This is a genomic window from Streptomyces sp. ICC4 (assembly GCF_003287915.1).
In the GTDB taxonomy this organism is placed as follows: domain Bacteria; phylum Actinomycetota; class Actinomycetes; order Streptomycetales; family Streptomycetaceae; genus Streptomyces; species Streptomyces tritrimontium.
On sequence record NZ_CP030286.1, the window covers coordinates 7,823,775 to 7,839,140 of the forward strand.

12 protein-coding genes are annotated in these 15,366 nt (G+C 74.8%); 6 read left to right on the forward strand and 6 right to left on the reverse strand.

The window, feature by feature from the left end; translation table 11 throughout:
- The first annotated feature begins 1 nt into the window (after position 1).
- Positions 2–184, forward strand: a complete 183-nt coding sequence (locus DRB89_RS43945; protein WP_204358172.1) for a hypothetical protein — start codon at positions 2–4, stop codon at positions 182–184.
- A gap of 346 nt (positions 185–530) precedes the next feature.
- Here the strand turns inward: DRB89_RS43945 and glnA are convergent, their stop codons facing one another.
- Positions 531–1,892 (reverse strand): type I glutamate--ammonia ligase, encoded by a 1,362-nt coding sequence (gene glnA, locus DRB89_RS36740; RefSeq protein WP_112452462.1) that lies wholly within the window; start codon positions 1,890–1,892, stop codon positions 531–533.
- 172 nt (positions 1,893–2,064) lie between these two features.
- Here glnA and DRB89_RS45340 point away from each other — a divergent pair, with 172 nt between their 5' ends.
- The 4 genes from DRB89_RS45340 to DRB89_RS36760 all read left to right on the forward strand — a co-directional run bounded on the left by DRB89_RS45340 (position 2,065) and on the right by DRB89_RS36760 (position 4,425).
- Positions 2,065–2,448, forward strand: coding sequence for a hypothetical protein (locus DRB89_RS45340; RefSeq protein ID WP_162688878.1), 384 nt, complete (start codon positions 2,065–2,067; stop codon positions 2,446–2,448).
- Between the two features lie 63 nt (positions 2,449–2,511).
- Positions 2,512–3,162 (forward strand): DUF3105 domain-containing protein, encoded by a 651-nt coding sequence (locus DRB89_RS45345; RefSeq protein WP_112452460.1) that lies wholly within the window; start codon positions 2,512–2,514, stop codon positions 3,160–3,162.
- A complete protein-coding gene (locus DRB89_RS45350) occupies positions 3,159–3,857 on the forward strand; it encodes a DUF305 domain-containing protein (protein WP_239516542.1) in 699 nt (232 codons plus the stop codon). The genes DRB89_RS45345 and DRB89_RS45350 overlap by 4 nt, the downstream gene beginning before the upstream one ends.
- Positions 3,858–4,005: 148 nt before the next feature.
- Complete coding sequence (locus DRB89_RS36760) at positions 4,006–4,425, forward strand: CBS domain-containing protein (RefSeq protein WP_112452459.1); 420 nt, start codon at positions 4,006–4,008, stop codon at positions 4,423–4,425.
- Positions 4,426–4,454: 29 nt separating this feature from the next.
- On the opposite strand, the gene DRB89_RS36765 is transcribed toward DRB89_RS36760, so the two are convergent.
- The 4 genes from DRB89_RS36765 to DRB89_RS36785 all read right to left on the reverse strand — a co-directional run bounded on the left by DRB89_RS36765 (position 4,455) and on the right by DRB89_RS36785 (position 11,587).
- Positions 4,455–5,363 (reverse strand): alpha/beta hydrolase, encoded by a 909-nt coding sequence (locus tag DRB89_RS36765; RefSeq protein WP_112452458.1) that lies wholly within the window; start codon positions 5,361–5,363, stop codon positions 4,455–4,457.
- Positions 5,360–6,073 carry a DUF998 domain-containing protein gene (locus DRB89_RS36770; RefSeq protein ID WP_239516544.1) on the reverse strand — a complete coding sequence of 238 codons (714 nt, stop codon included), beginning with the start codon at positions 6,071–6,073 and terminating at the stop codon, positions 5,360–5,362. Before DRB89_RS36770 ends, DRB89_RS36765 begins: the two co-directional genes overlap by 4 nt.
- Before the next feature lie 431 nt (positions 6,074–6,504).
- On the reverse strand, positions 6,505–9,399 hold the full coding sequence (locus DRB89_RS45355) for a protein kinase (protein WP_239516545.1): 2,895 nt from the start codon (positions 9,397–9,399) through the stop codon (positions 6,505–6,507).
- Between the two features lie 130 nt (positions 9,400–9,529).
- The gene (locus DRB89_RS36785; RefSeq protein WP_343234511.1) at positions 9,530–11,587 is read right to left on the reverse strand and encodes a serine/threonine-protein kinase; all 2,058 of its coding nucleotides are present in this window, start codon (positions 11,585–11,587) and stop codon (positions 9,530–9,532) included.
- Positions 11,588–11,594: 7 nt separating this feature from the next.
- On the opposite strand from DRB89_RS36785, the gene DRB89_RS46140 reads away from it, so the two are divergent.
- Complete coding sequence (locus DRB89_RS46140) at positions 11,595–12,140, forward strand: hypothetical protein (RefSeq protein ID WP_275431887.1); 546 nt, start codon at positions 11,595–11,597, stop codon at positions 12,138–12,140.
- A gap of 259 nt (positions 12,141–12,399) precedes the next feature.
- Here the strand turns inward: DRB89_RS46140 and DRB89_RS36790 are convergent, their stop codons facing one another.
- Positions 12,400–14,130: a glycerol-3-phosphate dehydrogenase/oxidase gene (locus DRB89_RS36790; protein ID WP_112447869.1), complete on the reverse strand. Its 1,731-nt coding sequence runs from the start codon at positions 14,128–14,130 to the stop codon at positions 12,400–12,402.
- Positions 14,131–15,366: the final 1,236 nt, after the last annotated feature.

The following is a 15,366-nucleotide window of genomic DNA, read 5'->3' on the forward strand; positions in this document are numbered from 1 at the left end:
CGTGTTCGGAGGTCGCACGAAGAACGACTCCGTCAAGGACGGCGGCGCGGCCGAGCAGGTCGTCGACGGCGGCGCCGCCGAAGCGCAGGACGGCGCGGAGGAGACCGACGGGGACCGTCCGTCCAGGGTGTACCTGTCGCCGCCCCCGCGGCCCGACGCGCTCACGCGCTCCCCCGCGCCCTGACCCTCACCCGCGGCCGCGGCTCCGGCGGGCGTGGCCAGACCCGCCGTCAGCACCAGGGCGACCAGGGCGAGGACACCGCCGGCCGGCCGGGTCCCGCGGCGGGGCAACGGCCCGAGCCGGCCCCGTGCACTGCTCTCAGGCTTCATCCACTCGCTCCTCGTCCGGATCGGCAGAGGGTTCCGCACGCGATCCCGAGGGCGAGCCTGACCCGTGCGGCGTCGATCGAGCACCACACCCGGCCCCAGCGCACCGATTTTCAGTAAATCGGAGTAACGACTCAGGGCCGACGGCTGCACGCCGTCGGCCCTGAGCCCAAACCAAGCCCCAAAGGGCCTCTGACCTGCGGTTACAGCACCGGCATCATCTTGCGGAGTTCGAAGGCCGTGACCTCCGAGCGGTACTCCTCCCACTCCTGCTTCTTGTTGCGGAGGAAGAAGTCGAAGACGTGCTCGCCGAGGGTTTCGGCGACCAGTTCGCTGCGCTCCATCAGGGAGATGGCCTCGCCGAGGTTCTGCGGGAGGGGCTCGATGCCCATCGCGCGGCGCTCGGCGTCCGAGAGGGCCCAGACGTCGTCGTCCGCGCCCGCCGGGAGTTCGTAGCCCTCCTCGATGCCCTTCAGGCCGGCGGCCAGCAGGACGGCGTACGTCAGGTACGGGTTGGCGCCGGAGTCGATCGAGCGGACCTCGACGCGCGAGGAGCCCGTCTTGCCCGGCTTGTACATCGGGACGCGGATCAGGGCCGAGCGGTTGTTGTGGCCCCAGCAGATGTACGAGGGGGCCTCGCCGCCGGAACCGGCGGTGCGCGAGGAGCCGCCCCAGATGCGCTTGTAGGAGTTGACCCACTGGTTGGTGACCGCCGCCGTCTCGGCCGCGTGGCGGAGCAGGCCCGCGATGAAGGAGCGGCCGACCTTGGAGAGCTGGTACTCGGCGCCCGACTCGTAGAAGGCGTTGCGGTCGCCCTCGAAGAGGGAGAGGTGGGTGTGCATGCCCGACCCCGGGTACTCCGAGAAGGGCTTCGGCATGAAGGTGGCCTGGACGCCCTGCTCCAGCGCGACCTGCTTCATGACCAGGCGGAAGGTCATGATGTTGTCGGCCGTCGAGAGGGCGTCGGCGTAGCGCAGGTCGATCTCCTGCTGGCCCGGCGCGCCCTCGTGGTGGCTGAACTCGACCGAGATGCCCATGGATTCGAGCATCGTGATGGCCTGGCGGCGGAAGTCCATGCCGACGTTCTGCGGGGTGTGGTCAAAGTAGCCCGAATTGTCCGCGGGGGTGGGCCGGGTGCCGTCCAGCGGCTTGTCCTTCAGCAGGAAGAACTCGATCTCGGGGTGGGTGTAGAAGGTGAAGCCCAGGTCCGAGGTCTTGTTCAGGATGCGCTTGAGGACGTACCGGGGGTCCGCGTACGAGGGGGATCCGTCGGGCATCAGGATGTCGCAGAACATCCTGGCGGTGCCGGGGGCCTCCGCGCGCCACGGCAGTATCTGGAAGGTGCTCGGGTCCGGCTTGGCGATCATGTCGGACTCGTAGACCCGCGCGAACCCCTCGATCGCCGAGCCGTCGAACCCGATGCCCTCGTCAAAGGCCTGCTCCAGCTCCGCCGGCGCGACCGCGACGGACTTGAGGAAGCCCAGTACATCGGTGAACCACAGGCGCACGAAGCGGATGTCCCGCTCCTCGAGCGTCCGGAGGACGAATTCCTGCTGCTTGTCCATGGCTTCATCCTCGCAGTTCAGGCGGCCTGTGCACCACACTCCGGGGGACCGGGGCACAGTCGGGCCGGCCCAGTATCGCCAGCGGTGGTTTCCGCCAGATTACGCACCCCGCGAAGCCCGTGGCACCCCCGCACTGACCTTGGGCCCGTCATGAGCATTACCATCGGCGCCCATGGGGGGCCATGTGCATGCCGAGCAGGGACGTCGAGGACGTCCGCTGCTCCGGCGTGCCGTCCTCCTGATGGCCTTCGGGGTGCTGGCCGGCGCGGCCTTCCTGTGCGCGCGGCCCGCCGCGGAGCACGCGGCCGGCCACCAGGTCGTCCGCGTCCCCGGTGCGGGGCAGGTCCTGTGCGCGGCACCGCACGACGTGCCCGGCTGTTCCCCGCTCTCACACGTGACCCCCGCGATCCTGCCCGTGCCGCCGTCCGTCGCCCCGGTGGTGGACTCCGGTCCCGCCGGACCCGCCCGGCTCCCCGACTCCACGGGCATGGCCGGGCTGCCGCGGGCGCTCGCGCGCGGCCCCGACCTGTACGCCCTCCAGGTGCTGCGGACCTGACGGATCCGGCTCCGGACGCACGTGCATCTCCTCCACCCCCCTCAGCAGAAGGATTCAGGGCACATGGCCAGCAGGAAGTCCGAGAACAACTCCCGCCAGTCCCGCATAGCCGAAATGCGCCGCGCCGACCAGATGCGCGACCGGCGCAACAAGGCCATCGCGATCACCGCCTCGGCGGCCATCGTCGCCGCGCTGGTCGGCTTCGGCGCCTGGGTGATGATCGGCCAGAAGGAAAAGAAGGACGCCGAGGTGGCGGCCGCGAAGGCCCCGGTCGACGGCGAGCAGACCTGGGACGCGGCGAAGCTGGGCCGCAAGCACGTCGACACCCCGGTGAAGTACGAGATGAACCCGCCCGTCGGCGGCGACCACAGCCCCCGCTGGATGAACTGCAACGGCGACGTCTACAAGAACCCGCTGCCCGAGGTCAACGCGGTCCACTCGCTGGAGCACGGCGCCGTGTGGGTGACGTACAACGAGAAGGCCGACAAGGCCGATGTCGAGAAGCTCGCCGGGACGGTGGCCAAGACCCCGTACACGCTGATGAGCCCGGCCAAGGAGCAGGCCGGCACGATCATGCTCAGCGCGTGGGGCAAGCAGCTGACCGTGGACAAGGCGGACGACCCCCGGGTGGCGCAGTTCTTCACCAAGTACGTGCAGGGCGCGCAGACCCCCGAGCCGGGCGCGGCGTGCACGAACGGGCTGGCCGACAAGTGACCCGCGGGTCCCGGACGTACTGGGTCGCGGGCACGGCCGTCGGCCTGGCGCTGCTGTTCGCGGTGGGGGCCACGGTCGCCACCGCGGGCGGGGCCGATTCCGCGACGCTTCCCCCTGCCCCCGGGCTCTACTCCGCCGACGCCGGCTTCGCCCGGGACATGGCCGTCCACCACCAGCAGGCGGTGGAGATGTCCTTCATCGTGCGCGACCGCACGAAGGACGAGGCGGTGCGCAGCCTCGCCTACGACATAGCCAACACCCAGGCCAATCAGCGCGGCATGCTGATGGGCTGGCTGGACCTGTGGGGACTGCCGAAGGTGGTGGCGGACGAGCCGCCGATGTCGTGGATGGGGACCGGCGGGCACGCCGGCGACCACGCGACGGACGGGAACGGGGCGGACGGGCACGGGATGGGGGACGTCGTCACCAAGCCCGGCGCCCTGATGCCCGGCATGGCCACCAAGGAGGAGCTGGCACGGCTGGGCTCCGCCGAGGGCCGGGACGCCGAGGTCCTCTACCTCCGGCTGATGACCGAGCACCACAAGGGCGGCGTCGCGATGGCCCGGGGGTGCGCCGACCAGTGCACGGCCCCGGCCGAGCGGGCGCTGGCCGAGGGCATGGTTGCGGCGCAGGAGTCGGAGCTCGCCCTGATGGCCGACATGCTGAAGCAGCGCGGGGCCGAGCCCGCGGGCTGAGCCCGGGACACGGCCGTACGGGCATCACCCGTACGGCCGCGTCCGGTGGCTGTCGAGTCGCGTACTCCGAACGGGCGAACGACGATGGGGACGCCGAGGCGGGCGCATCCGCGCCCGGCCGCTACGGCGTGCTCAGGAGGTTGACGCGATGACCACCGCCGGAGAGATCATGCACCCCGGGGCCCAGTGGATCCCCGCCACCGAGACCCTGGACCGGGCGGCTCAGCTGATGAGCCGCCTCAATGTGGGCGCGCTGCCCATCAGCGACGCCGACGAACGGCTCTGCGGCATCCTGACCGACCGCGACATCGTGATCGGCTGTGTGGCCAAGGGGCACGACCCGTCGAAGATCACGGCCGGCGACATGGCCAAGGGCACCCCGCGCTGGATCGACGTGGGCGCGGGCGTCGACGAGGTGCTGGAGGAGATGCAGACCCACCAGATCCGCAGGCTCCCGGTGATCGAGAACAAGCGGCTGGTCGGCATGATCAGCGAGGCCGATCTGGCCAAGCACCTCTCCGACCAGCAGATAGCGGGCTGGACGGAGAAGGTCTACGCGAAGGGCTGAGCGGCCTTTCCCCATGTCCCCGAGGCCGCTCAGGGCTTGCCCTGGAGGTCCCGCCGGGCCCCCGGCCCGGCCGCGTACAGGACCGCCCGCGCCACCTGGTGCGGGCGGTCCAGCATGACCAGGTGTCCGGCCGGCTCCGCGACCGTGAAGCGGGCGCCGAGCCGGTCGGCCAGCTCCGCCTGCCGGGCGAGCCAGTCCAGGCCGGGGCGGCGCGCGCCGGGGTCGTGTCCGGCCAGGACGGTGACGGGCGCGGTCAGCGGGTGCTCCGCGCGCAGCGCGAGCACCTCGGCGGCCGCGTCCGGATAGCGGGAGTTCTCCAGGAGGGCTCCGCGCCAGACCCGGCCGGTCCGGTAGCAGCGGCGTACGAGGTCCCGCGCGGCCGGGTCCGCTCCGCCGGCCCGGGAGGCCCGTACGGCGGCCCGCCGGGCCCACGGCCCCAGCGCTGCGGGCAGTCCGGCGGCGGTCACGGCCCGGCCGAGCGCGCGGGCCGCGGCGGTGCGCACGCCGGCGGGCAGCAGGGCGCGGGGGTGTTCCTCCACGCTGCTGTCGACCAGGACGAGGGCGGCGGTCCGCCCGGGGTACAGCCGGCCGAAGGCCTCGGCGTGGAACCCGGCGATGGAGTGCCCGGCGACGGTGGCGCGCGCGTCGCCCAGGCCCAGCGCGTCCAGCAGCCCGGCGATCCGGTGGGCCTCGCCGGCGGCGCTCGGCGGCCGGTCGGCGGGGGCGCTCAGCCCGTGCCCCGGCCGGTCGAAGCGGATGACGGTGCGGCCGGCGGCGACGAGCAGTGCGGCGACGGGGTCCCAGTCGAACCAGGCCATGGCGAGCCCGGTGCTGAGGACGACGGGGGGCCCGGAGCCTTCGACGACCACGTGCAGCGGGACCCCGCGGGCGGCCGGGACGCGCAGGAACCGGCCGGGAGCGGTCGGGGGCCGGCTCATGTGCGGCGCTCCCGGTGGACGGAGTGGGCGAGCAGGCCCAGCCAGAGGGCCACGAAGAGCACCTGGAGCCGCTGCCCGGCGCCCAGGGCCCAGGTGCCGTGCCCGGCGGTGAACATCGCGATGGAGGCCAGGGTCCAGGCGGTGGCGAGCAGTTCGAGGACGACGAGCGCGGGGCCGAAGCGGGCGAGCGGGGCGAGGCGGCCGTAGCGGCGGGCGGCGACCGTGAGGGCCACGATCCCCACCAGCGCGCCGGTCATGGCGAGACTGCTGCTGATGGCATGGGCCTGATGGGTGGCGGGGACCAGTCCGGCGGTCTCCCGGGCCGCGCATTCGGGGTCCGCGGTCGGCGCGCAGCTCAGCGGCAGCCAGGCGTCGGCGGCGGTGGACGCGCCGAAGAGGGTGACTCCGGCCCAGCCGGCGACGGACCACGGGCGCCGGGAGTCGGGGATCCGGGAGAGGCGTGCCAGGGCGAGGGCGCCGCCGAGGAAGACGAGGAGTCCGGCGGTGAAGTCGGTGGCCCGGAAGAGGCCGCCGAGCGGCTGGTCCTGGGCGGCGAGCTCGCTGACGTAGGTCTCGATGGGGTTGAGCCCGGTGGAGAGGACGACTTCGAGGACCCACGCGGTGTAGGCGGCGGCGCCGAGCCCGATGAGGGCGGCGACGGAGCGGACGCCTGCCGGGGACGGGCCGTTCGGCCTCGGCTGACTGTTCACGGGCTGACCCGACTCCCCTTTTGTGGACATAGTGTGACTAATCCTAAACACGGTGGGACCGGTCCTCCGGTCGGATACCCACCCCGGGTAGGGTTCCCCCATGACCCGCCCCGCCCCGCGTACCGAGCGACGAGCTGTCCGGTGGCCCCGGCTGCTGCTGCTCGCCGCTCTGCTGCTGGGCATCGCGGCCATGCACACGCTGGGCCATCCGGATCCCTCCCATGCCATGGAGGACGCGTCCGTCGGCCGCTCCGTTGCCCCGGCTGCCGGACACGGCTCGGCGGAGATGTCCGAAGTGGACACGGCCTCCGCCGTCGTCTCCGCCGCCGCCTTCTCCGGCTCCGTCGCCGCCTCGGTGGCCGCCGCCGAGGCGCCGGGCCCCCACACCGGCATGGACCCCATGTCGGTGTGCGTCGCCGTGCTCGGCACGCTCACCCTGCTGATCCTCGGAGCCGGCCTGATCGGCCCGCGCGCCGGGCCGGTCCGGCGGTCCGGACCCGCCTCCGCCCCGCGAACTCCTCACCCTGCTGGCGGTCCTGCGCGTATAGGCCGGGCTCCGTCGTCGCCCCCGCATGCCCGCGGGGCGGCGGCAGACGGTGCCCGCCCGCTCGCACACCGACACCACGAGGTGTTCCGCCATGCGCTCTTCCACGCGCTCCTCCCCCCTCTCCTCCCCCCTCTCCCTTCCCTCCCCCTGTCTCCCCCTCCTTCTCCGCCCCCCCCTCCTTCTCCCCCCCCCTCCCCCTCCCCCCCCCTCCCTTTCCCTCCTCCCCTCCCCCCCCCTCCCCCTCCCCCCTTTTCCCCTCCCCCCCCCTCCCCCCCTCCCCCCCCTCCCTCCCCCCTCCTCCTCCTTCCCTCCCCCTCTCCCCCCGCCCCTCCCCCTCTTCCCCCTCCCCTCCTCCTTCTTCTTTTCCCTCTCTCTCCCCCTCCCCCCCCCCTCCTGGCGGGCTGACGGAGGGGCTGGGGGCCTGGCCGGAGCCGCTCGGCTTCGGGCTCGGGCTCGGGCCGGGGCTCTGGCCCTGGCTCTGCGCGTGGCTGGGCTGACCCATCCCGGCCGCCTTCTGCCCGCCCTGACCGGCCGACTGCGGCATGAAGAACATGGCGTAGGCCACGGCTCCCGCGAGCAGGGCGAGTATCCCGAGCAGCAGGGAGCGCCCCAGCGAGCGCGGCTTGCGGGGGTGTTCGGCGCTGCGGTGGCGGCCGTGCAGATCGCCGCGGCGCCGTACGACGGGCAGCCGGGCGGGATCCGGCTCCGGCAGCGGGAACATCGCGAAGCCGCCGTCGGGCTCGGGGGCGGAGCGCACGAGGGAGCGCAGCCAGCCGCGCAGCTCCTCGAAGTCGGGCCGCTCGGTCGGGTCCTGGCGCAGCAGCGACTCCACGACCGGGCGCAGCGGGCCGCACTCCTCGGCGAAGGCCGGGGACTCGGCGCAGACCAGCTCCACGAGCTCGGCGACGCTGTCCTCGGGATACGGGGCGTGGCCCTGTACGGCCCGGTACAGCAGCGCGCCGAGCCCCCAGAGGTCGGTGGCGGGCCCGACGGGAGCGGCCAGCTGCCAGGGCCCGTGCACGGCCTGCGCCTGCTCGGGCGACCATCGCTCGGTGACGGCCCCGACGACGGCCATCCGCGTCTGCCGCGCCCGCTCGGCATCGAGCCCGCTGCGGGGCCCGCTCCCCCATCCGCCACCGGCCGGAGCCGTTGCCGGAGCCGTTGCCGGGGCCGGGGACTCGTGCTGCGGCTGGGTCCGGGGCGGGGTTCCGCCCTGCCCGGGCCGGGGCTGCCCGTAGCCGGAGCCGGGGCCCGCCGCCGGGCGGGTGGCGGGGCCGGGCGTACCGGGGCGCTGCGGGTCGCCGTGGCCGAACCGGCCCGTGGCGGGCCCGTCCGGGGTGTCCGGGGCGTCGGCCTGGCGGTAGCCCTGGGGAAGGGCGAGCTGCGCGGGCAGCACGGGGCGGGCCGGCACGGGAGGCAGGGCCGCCGCGCGCTGCGGTGCGCGCTGCGGGGCCGGCGGGGCCGGTGCGCCCTGCGGCGGCTGCTCGCTCTGCGGGGCCCGTGCCTCGGTCTCCGCCGGGGGCAGGGCTGCGGTCTCCGCCGGGGGCAGGGCCTCGGTCTCCGCCGGGGGCAGGGCCTGGCGGCGCGGGGTGGCCCCGTGCCAGGCCCCGCCGCCCTCCGGGCCGCCGTACGGGTACGAGTACCCCCGCGGCAGGTTCGAGCCCGCGGGCCTCGGCTCCGCCGCGGCCTCCTGCCCGGGCTCCGCTCCGGCCTTGCGCTGCTCGGTGATCCGCGCGGCGGCCTGCGCCCCGGCCCGGTACGCGGCGATGGCCCCGGCCCGCGCGGCGGCCTTCAGGTCGGGCCGTTCCCCGGAGCCCCCGGGGGTGATGTGGTCGGTGTAGCGCGGCCCCGTGTCGTATCCGGGAGCCACGAGGGGCGCGTACGCCGCCGCCTCGGCTCCGGCCCCGTCACCGGCCCCGGATCCCGGCCCGCGAACGGCCGGTCCCGCGCCGGTGCCGCTGTCGCTGCGGCTGTAGCTGTCGCTGTCGAAGGTCGGGTCCGGCCCGGCTGCGTACCTGGTCACGGCTCCCGAGTCGGCGCCGGCTCCGTACCCGGCCAGCGCTCCGCCCGCGGCGGCGGACCCGCCGGGCCCCGCCGCACGTCCGGCGACCGCTCCGCCCTCAGGACCCGTTCCGGCGGCCCCCGGGGTGATGGCGGCCGCGTACCCGTCGCCCTCGAAGGGCCACACGCCCTCCCGCGGCGGGACCGGGTCGTATCCGCACAGGGCGTCCTCCGCCGCCCCCGCGGCCAGCCCGGTCAGCACGACCCGGCCGTCCTCGCAGATCAGTACCGTGCGCGTGGTGATGTTCCGGTGCGTCCAGCCGTGCGCGTGCAGCACCCGCAGCGCGGTCAGCACGTCCGCCGCGACCTCCGCCGCGCGGTACGGGCTCAGCGGTTCGTCGGCTATGAGCGCCGCCAGCGGTCTGGCCGGCACGAGTTCGCTCACTATCCACAGCGACCCGCCCTCGGCGAACACGTCGAAGACCTGGTCCAGCCGCGGATGGTCCGGCACGGACGCGGCCGCCTGCGCCGCCGCGATCGCCCTGCGCACCGCGGGCAGTTCACCGGAGGCGCGCCGTCCCACGGCGGCGGCCGGGCCGCCCCGCGGGCCGTCCAGCAGCTCCGCGTCCACGACTTCCGGCAACGGCACCTGCCGTACGAGGACTTCCTGCCCGCTCCGGGTGTCGAAGGCCCGGGTCTCGATCAGCTCGTACTCGTCCGACGGGGGCAGCGGCAGGCGGTAGCGGTCGGCCAGGATCCGGCCCGCGTAGTCCTCCACATCGCCTCCCCCGAGAGCTGTGGGCCCGTCCCCTTGGTCCCGCTGACACGATACGACGCCCGGGGCGCCCGCGTCCCGGCCCTGGCAAGGCTCGCCCCGGCCCGGCGCGATCCGAAGGGCGCGGCCCGGCTCAGCCCAGGGACTGGAAGGTCTGGAATGCCGTGTTGCGCATCTTCGTGCACTCGTCGGCGTCCCACTGGTCGGCGGCGCAGCTGATCATGATGGCGTAGCCGTGCTTCGCGTCCATCTTGAACCCGCGGTCGAGCACACGGACCCTCATGCCCTTCTGGTCCCGCTCGAACTCCCAGTCCGCGACGGTCGGGTAGCCCCGGTAGTCCACCACTTCGAGCCGCAGCAGCTTGTAGTTGGTGCTGCTGCCCGCCACCGCCGGGGCCAGCTCGGCCCAGGCGGCGCGCGCGTCGTCGCGCGGCGAGTCGTTGAAGTCGACCTGGATCCGCGGGAAGCCGCCGTCCCGGCTGTATATGACACCGGAGTTCTGGCCGACCGTGCCGGTCGCCTTGAACCCGTCGGGCATCGCCATCGAGAAGTGGAAGCCGGGGTCCGTCACCGTGGAGAACCCCGGCGGGAGCGCGCCCCCGGGGCCGCCGGGCGTAGCGCCCTGCCCCTGGCCGGTGGTACTGCCGGTGCCGCCGCCGGTGGACGGGCTCTGGCCCGGGCTCGGCGAGCCGGCTCCGCCGGTGCCGGCCTGCTCGCCGGTCTTGGGCGAGGGCGAGGGGGACGGCGAACTCCCGGGCGACGGGCCGGAGGCGGCGGACGACTCCTTGCCGCCGCCCTTGCCCTCCTCCTTCGCGCCGCTCTTGTCGTCGCCGCTGACGATGTAGGCGATGAGCGAGCCGATGACCGCGAGGGCGACGACCAGTCCGGCTATCGCGAGGGCGATGGTGCGGCGGGGCACGACGTCGGTGAGCGGCGCCGCGACGGGCGCGGGGCGCGAGGACGGGGGCTCGGCGGGGGTCGCGGCCGCGACCGCGGCGGCCTTGCGGGCAGACTTCAGTGCCGCGCGGGTCCGCTCGCGCTGTTCGCGGTCGCGCCGCTCGCGCTCCTTCTTCTCCGCCTTCTCGGCGGCCTTGGCGGCCTTCTCGGCGGCCGCCTTCTCCGCGGCCTCCTGCGCCTCGGCGAGCGATATCTGCCGGGTCTCCTCGGCGGCCGCGACCGCGAGGGGGGCCGGCGGCTCGGGTGCGTCGATCACGGCGGTGAGCATCGCCCGCGCGCGGTCGTCGTCGAGGCGGTGGGCCGGGTCCTTGACGAGGAGGCCGTAGATGACCTCGGTCAGCGGACCGGCGTTCTTGGGCGGGTCGACCGGCTCGGTCATCACGGCGGTGAGGGTCGCGAGGGCGGACCCCTTGTCGTACGGGGGCACTCCCTCGACCGCGGCGTACAGCAGGCCGCCGAGCGACCACATGTCCGCCGGCGGACCGGGGCGCTGGCCGCGGGCGCGCTCCGGGGAGATGTAGGAGGGGGCGCCGACGAGCATGCCGGTGGAGGTGACGGAGGGGTCGCCCTCGACCTGGGCGATGCCGAAGTCGGTGAGGACGACGCGGCCGTTGCCGTGGTCGGCGAGGAGCACGTTGGAGGGCTTCACGTCGCGGTGCAGGATGCCCTGCCGGTGTGCGGCGCGCAGTACGTCGAGCACGGCGAGGCCGACTTCGGCGGCTCGGCGGGGGGTGAGCGTCCCGTTCTCCCGGACGAACTCGGCGAGCGAGGGGCCCTCGATGAGCTCCATGACGATCCACGGGCGGCCGTCTTCGTCGACGACGTCGTAGACGGTCACCGCTCCGCCGCTGCGGATCCGCGCGATGGCCTTGGCCTCGCGCAGGGTGCGGGTGATGAGGCGGCGTTTCTCGTCGTCGTCGACGCCGCTGCCGAAGCGGAGTTCCTTGACGGCGACGGTCCGGCCGAGGGTCTCGTCCTCGGCGCGCCAGACGGTGCCCATGCCGCCCTTGCCGAGGACGTCGCCGAGGCGGTAGCGGCCCGCGAGCAGCCGGCCCTCGTCGTGCGGGCCCTCGCCCGCCTTGGCCGCGGCCGCCTTGACGGCGGCCGCCACCTCGTCGGCCTTGCTCACGGCGGCAGGCTTGGCATCCCGCGGCTCCGCCTTCGCGGCCGGGGGCTCCGCGTCCTCGGACGCCGCCCCGACGGCCGGCTTGCGCAGCTCAGGCTTGGCAGCCACCGGCTCCGTGGCCGCAGGCTTCGCATCCTGCGGCTCCGCCGCACCAGCCGCCTTCGCCGCCGCGGGCTCGCGCAGCTCAGGCTTGGCAGCGACGGGCTTCGCGGGCGCGGGCTCCTCAGCCGCAGGCTTCGCGGGCGCGGGCTTGCGCGGCTCGGGCTTCGCATCCGTCGGCTCCGCGGCCGCAGGCTTGCGCGGCTCGGGCTTCGCGGGCGCGGGCTCGGCGGCCGCAGGCTTCGCATCCTGCGGCTCCGCCGCACCAGCCGCCTTCGCCGCCGCGGGCTTGCGCAGCTCAGGCTTGGCAGCGACGGGCTTCGCGGCCGCGGGCTCCTCAGCCGCAGGCTTCGCGGGCGCGGGCTTGCGCGGCTCGGGCTTCGCATCCGTCGGCTCCGCGGCCGCAGGCTTGCGCGGCTCGGGCTTCGCGGGCTCGGGCTTCGCGGGCTCGGGCTTCGCGGGCGCGGGCTTGCGCGGTTCGGGCTTCGCCGCCGCGGGCTTCGCCTTTCCGGGCTCCGCCGCCGCAGGCTCGCCCGGTCGTATCTCCTCGGCCGCGGCCTGACCTGCGCCGGGCTTCGGGGGCTTCGGGTCCGCGGGGGTGGCCGCCGGAGGCACCGGCGATCCCGTCCCGACAGACGGTTCCGACGACTCGGTGTGCTCCGGCTTCGACATGCGTCCCCTCTGCGATCGTGCCGCCTGTTCCGGTTGCCCCGGCAGCGGCCGGGGTGCCCGGTAACCCGCCCCGGCAGAACCCTCATTGTCCCTTACTCCGCAACGGACGGGAGCCCCGGGTCCGCGGTTCCCCCCACGATGTGACGGAGTTACAACGGGACGATGTCCGGCGCCCCCAGCCGCGCGGCGTCCGCCGTCTGATCGTCCGGCTGACGCTGGGATTCCCGCTCGGCCTGGACCCGCTTCTCGTAGTGTTCCACTTCCTTCTCGATCTGCTGCTTGTCCCAGCCGAGAACCGGAGCCATCAACTCCGCGCATTCCCGTGCCGATCGCGTCCCCCGGTCGAAGGTCTCGATCGAGATCCGCGTCCGCCGCGTCAGCACGTCGTCCAGGTGCCGCGCCCCCTCGTGCGAGGCCGCGTAGACCACTTCGGCCCGGAGGTAGTCGTCGGCGCCCGTCAGCGGCTCCCCGAGCGAGGAGTCCGCCGCGATCAGCGACAGCAGTTCCTCCGTCAGCGACCCGTACCGGTTCAAGAGGTGTTCCACCCGCACCACATGGAGCCCCGTCCGCGCAGCGATCCGCGCCCGCCCGTTCCACAGGGCCCGGTACCCCTCCGCGCCCACCAGCGGCACGTCTTCCGTCACGCACGCCGCGACACGCTGGTCGAGGCCGTGGACCGCCTCGTCCACCGCGTCCTTGGCCATCACCCGGTACGTCGTGTACTTGCCGCCGGCGACCACCACCAGCCCCGGCACCGGGTGGGCCACCGTGTGTTCGCGCGAGAGCTTGCTCGTCGCGTCCGACTCCCCGGCCAGCAGCGGCCGCAGGCCGGCATAGACCCCTTGGACGTCGTCCCTGGTGAGCGGGACCGCCAGCACCGAGTTCACGTGCTCCAGCAGGTAGTCGATGTCGGCGCTCGACGCCGCCGGATGCGCCTTGTCCAGGTCCCACTCGGTGTCCGTGGTGCCCACGATCCAGTGCCGGCCCCACGGGATCACGAACAGCACCGACTTCTCGGTCCGCAGGATCAGCCCGGTCGAGGAGTGGATCCGGTCCTTCGGGACGACGAGGTGGATGCCCTTCGACGCCCGCACGTGGAACTGCCCCCGCTCCCCGATCAGCGCCTGGGTGTCGTCCGTCCACACCCCCGTGGCGTTCACGATCTGCTTCGCGCGGATCTCGTACTCCCCGCCGCCCTCCACGTCCTGCACCCGCGCGCCGACGACCCGCTCGCCCTCCCGCAGGAAGCCGACCACCCTCGCCCGGTTGGCGCACTGCGCCCCGTACGCCGCGGCCGTGCGCACCAGGGTCGCCACGTAGCGCGCGTCGTCCATCTGGGCGTCGTAGTACTGCAGGGCGCCCACCAGCGCGTCCTTGCGCAGCGCCGGTGCGATGCGCAGGGCCCTCTTGCGCGAGAGGTGGCGATGGGTCGGCAGTCCGCGCCCGTGGCCGCTGGACAGCGACATGGCGTCGTACAGCGCGACGCCGGAGCCGGCGTAGAAGCGCTCCCAGCCCTTGTGCTGCAGCGGGTAGAGGAACGGCACCGGCTTCACCAGGTGCGGGGCGAGCCGTCCCAGCAGCAGGCCGCGCTCCTTCAGCGCCTCCCGCACGAGGGCGAAGTCGAGCATCTCCAGATATCTGAGCCCTCCGTGGATGAGCTTGCTGGAGCGGCTGGAGGTGCCGGACGCCCAGTCCCTCGCCTCGACCAGTCCGGTCGCGAGCCCCCTGGTCACGGCGTCGAGGGCGGTGCCCGCGCCCACCACGCCCGCGCCGACCACCAGCACGTCCAGTTCCCGCTCGGCCATCGCGGCGAGCGCCTCGGCGCGCTGCGCCGGCCCCAGCGTCGTCGTCCCCCCTCCAGCTCCCCTCCCCGAACCCATACCCATACCGGGGACGGCCAGCGCGGGGACGGGCGGAGGCGGGAGGCGCGGGCCAACGGCATGGGGTCGGGGGAGGTGAACGGAGGGGAGACCATCGGCGACGAGAAGGGCACGGGGGCGGGCCCCGGGGTGGGCGGGCTCAGGGCGGCTTGGGGGCGGGCGTGGAGGGCCGGGCGAAAGGGAAGGGCCTGGGGGGGGCCGGGGGGGGCGGGGGGTCCGCCGGGGGGGGGCGGGGGCGGACGGGAACACGGCCCGGGACGGGGACGAGGGGCGGGGGGGGGGCGCAGCGGCCGGCGAGGGGGGGGAGGGGCGGGTCGGGGGGGGTCGGCGGCCCGGGGGCGGCGGGCGAAGCCGTCCTCGACGTCGACCCGTCATCGGTCCGCAGCGGTACGAAGGTGCTCGCCCGCTCCCCGCCGACGGCGTGGGGCGGGACCGGCCGGGAGGCCCCGGGCTTGATGGCCCGGAACACGGCGGTCCGCTCGCTGTCGGCCGGCTCGTCGGCGGCCTGAGCGGCGGCCGGAGCAGCGCCTTGGCCGGGGCCCTGGCCGGCACCTTGGCCGGCGGGCTTCACCGCGCGGAAGACGGCGGTGCGCTCGCTGTCGGCGGGCTCGTCGGCGGCCGGGCGCCCGGGGGTCCCGGCACCGGTACGCGGCCCAGGGCCGTCGGCGGCACCGGACGGCGCGGCGGACGGACCCCCGACGCGCCCGGAAGCGGAACCGGGTTCGCGGTCGGCGACCGGAGGCTTCACGGCACGGAACACGGCCGTGCGCTCGCTGTCGACCGGCTCGGCGGGCGCGGCCGCCGCGGGCTTGCCGGAGCCCGCGGAAGCACCCGCCGGGCCGTCACCCGTACGCGCGCCAGAGCCGCCCCCAGGGGCGGAACCGGCGGCCGGACGCCCGGAAGCGGAACCCACACCGGGGCCACCGGCCACGGGCCGGGAATCCGCGACCGGCGGCACCACGGCACGGAACACGGCGGTGCGCTCACTGTCGACCGGCGCGGCCGGAGCGGGCGGAGTCGCCTGACCAGTAGGAACGACCGGAACAGGCTTGCCCGAGCTCCCGGACGCACCCGCAGGGCCCTCGCCCGTACGCGCGGCGGAGCCGCCCTCGGGGGCGGAGCCTGCGCTCGAACGACCGGAAGCGGAATCCACCGGGGAGTCACCGGCCGCGGGCCGGGCATCGGCGACCGGCGGCGTCACCGCACGGAACACGGCGGTGCGCTCGCTGTCGACCG

Coding starts and splice junctions, on each gene's coding strand:
- glnA (WP_112452462.1), bottom strand. CDS start 1,892: ATGGACAAGCAGCAGGAATTCGTCCTCCGGACGCTCGAGGAGCGGGAC.
- DRB89_RS45340 (WP_162688878.1), top strand. CDS start 2,065: ATGGGGGGCCATGTGCATGCCGAGCAGGGACGTCGAGGACGTCCGCTG.
- DRB89_RS45345 (WP_112452460.1), top strand. CDS start 2,512: ATGGCCAGCAGGAAGTCCGAGAACAACTCCCGCCAGTCCCGCATAGCC.
- DRB89_RS36760 (WP_112452459.1), top strand. CDS start 4,006: ATGACCACCGCCGGAGAGATCATGCACCCCGGGGCCCAGTGGATCCCC.
- DRB89_RS36765 (WP_112452458.1), bottom strand. CDS start 5,363: ATGAGCCGGCCCCCGACCGCTCCCGGCCGGTTCCTGCGCGTCCCGGCC.
- DRB89_RS36790 (WP_112447869.1), bottom strand. CDS start 14,130: ATGGGTTCGGGGAGGGGAGCTGGAGGGGGGACGACGACGCTGGGGCCG.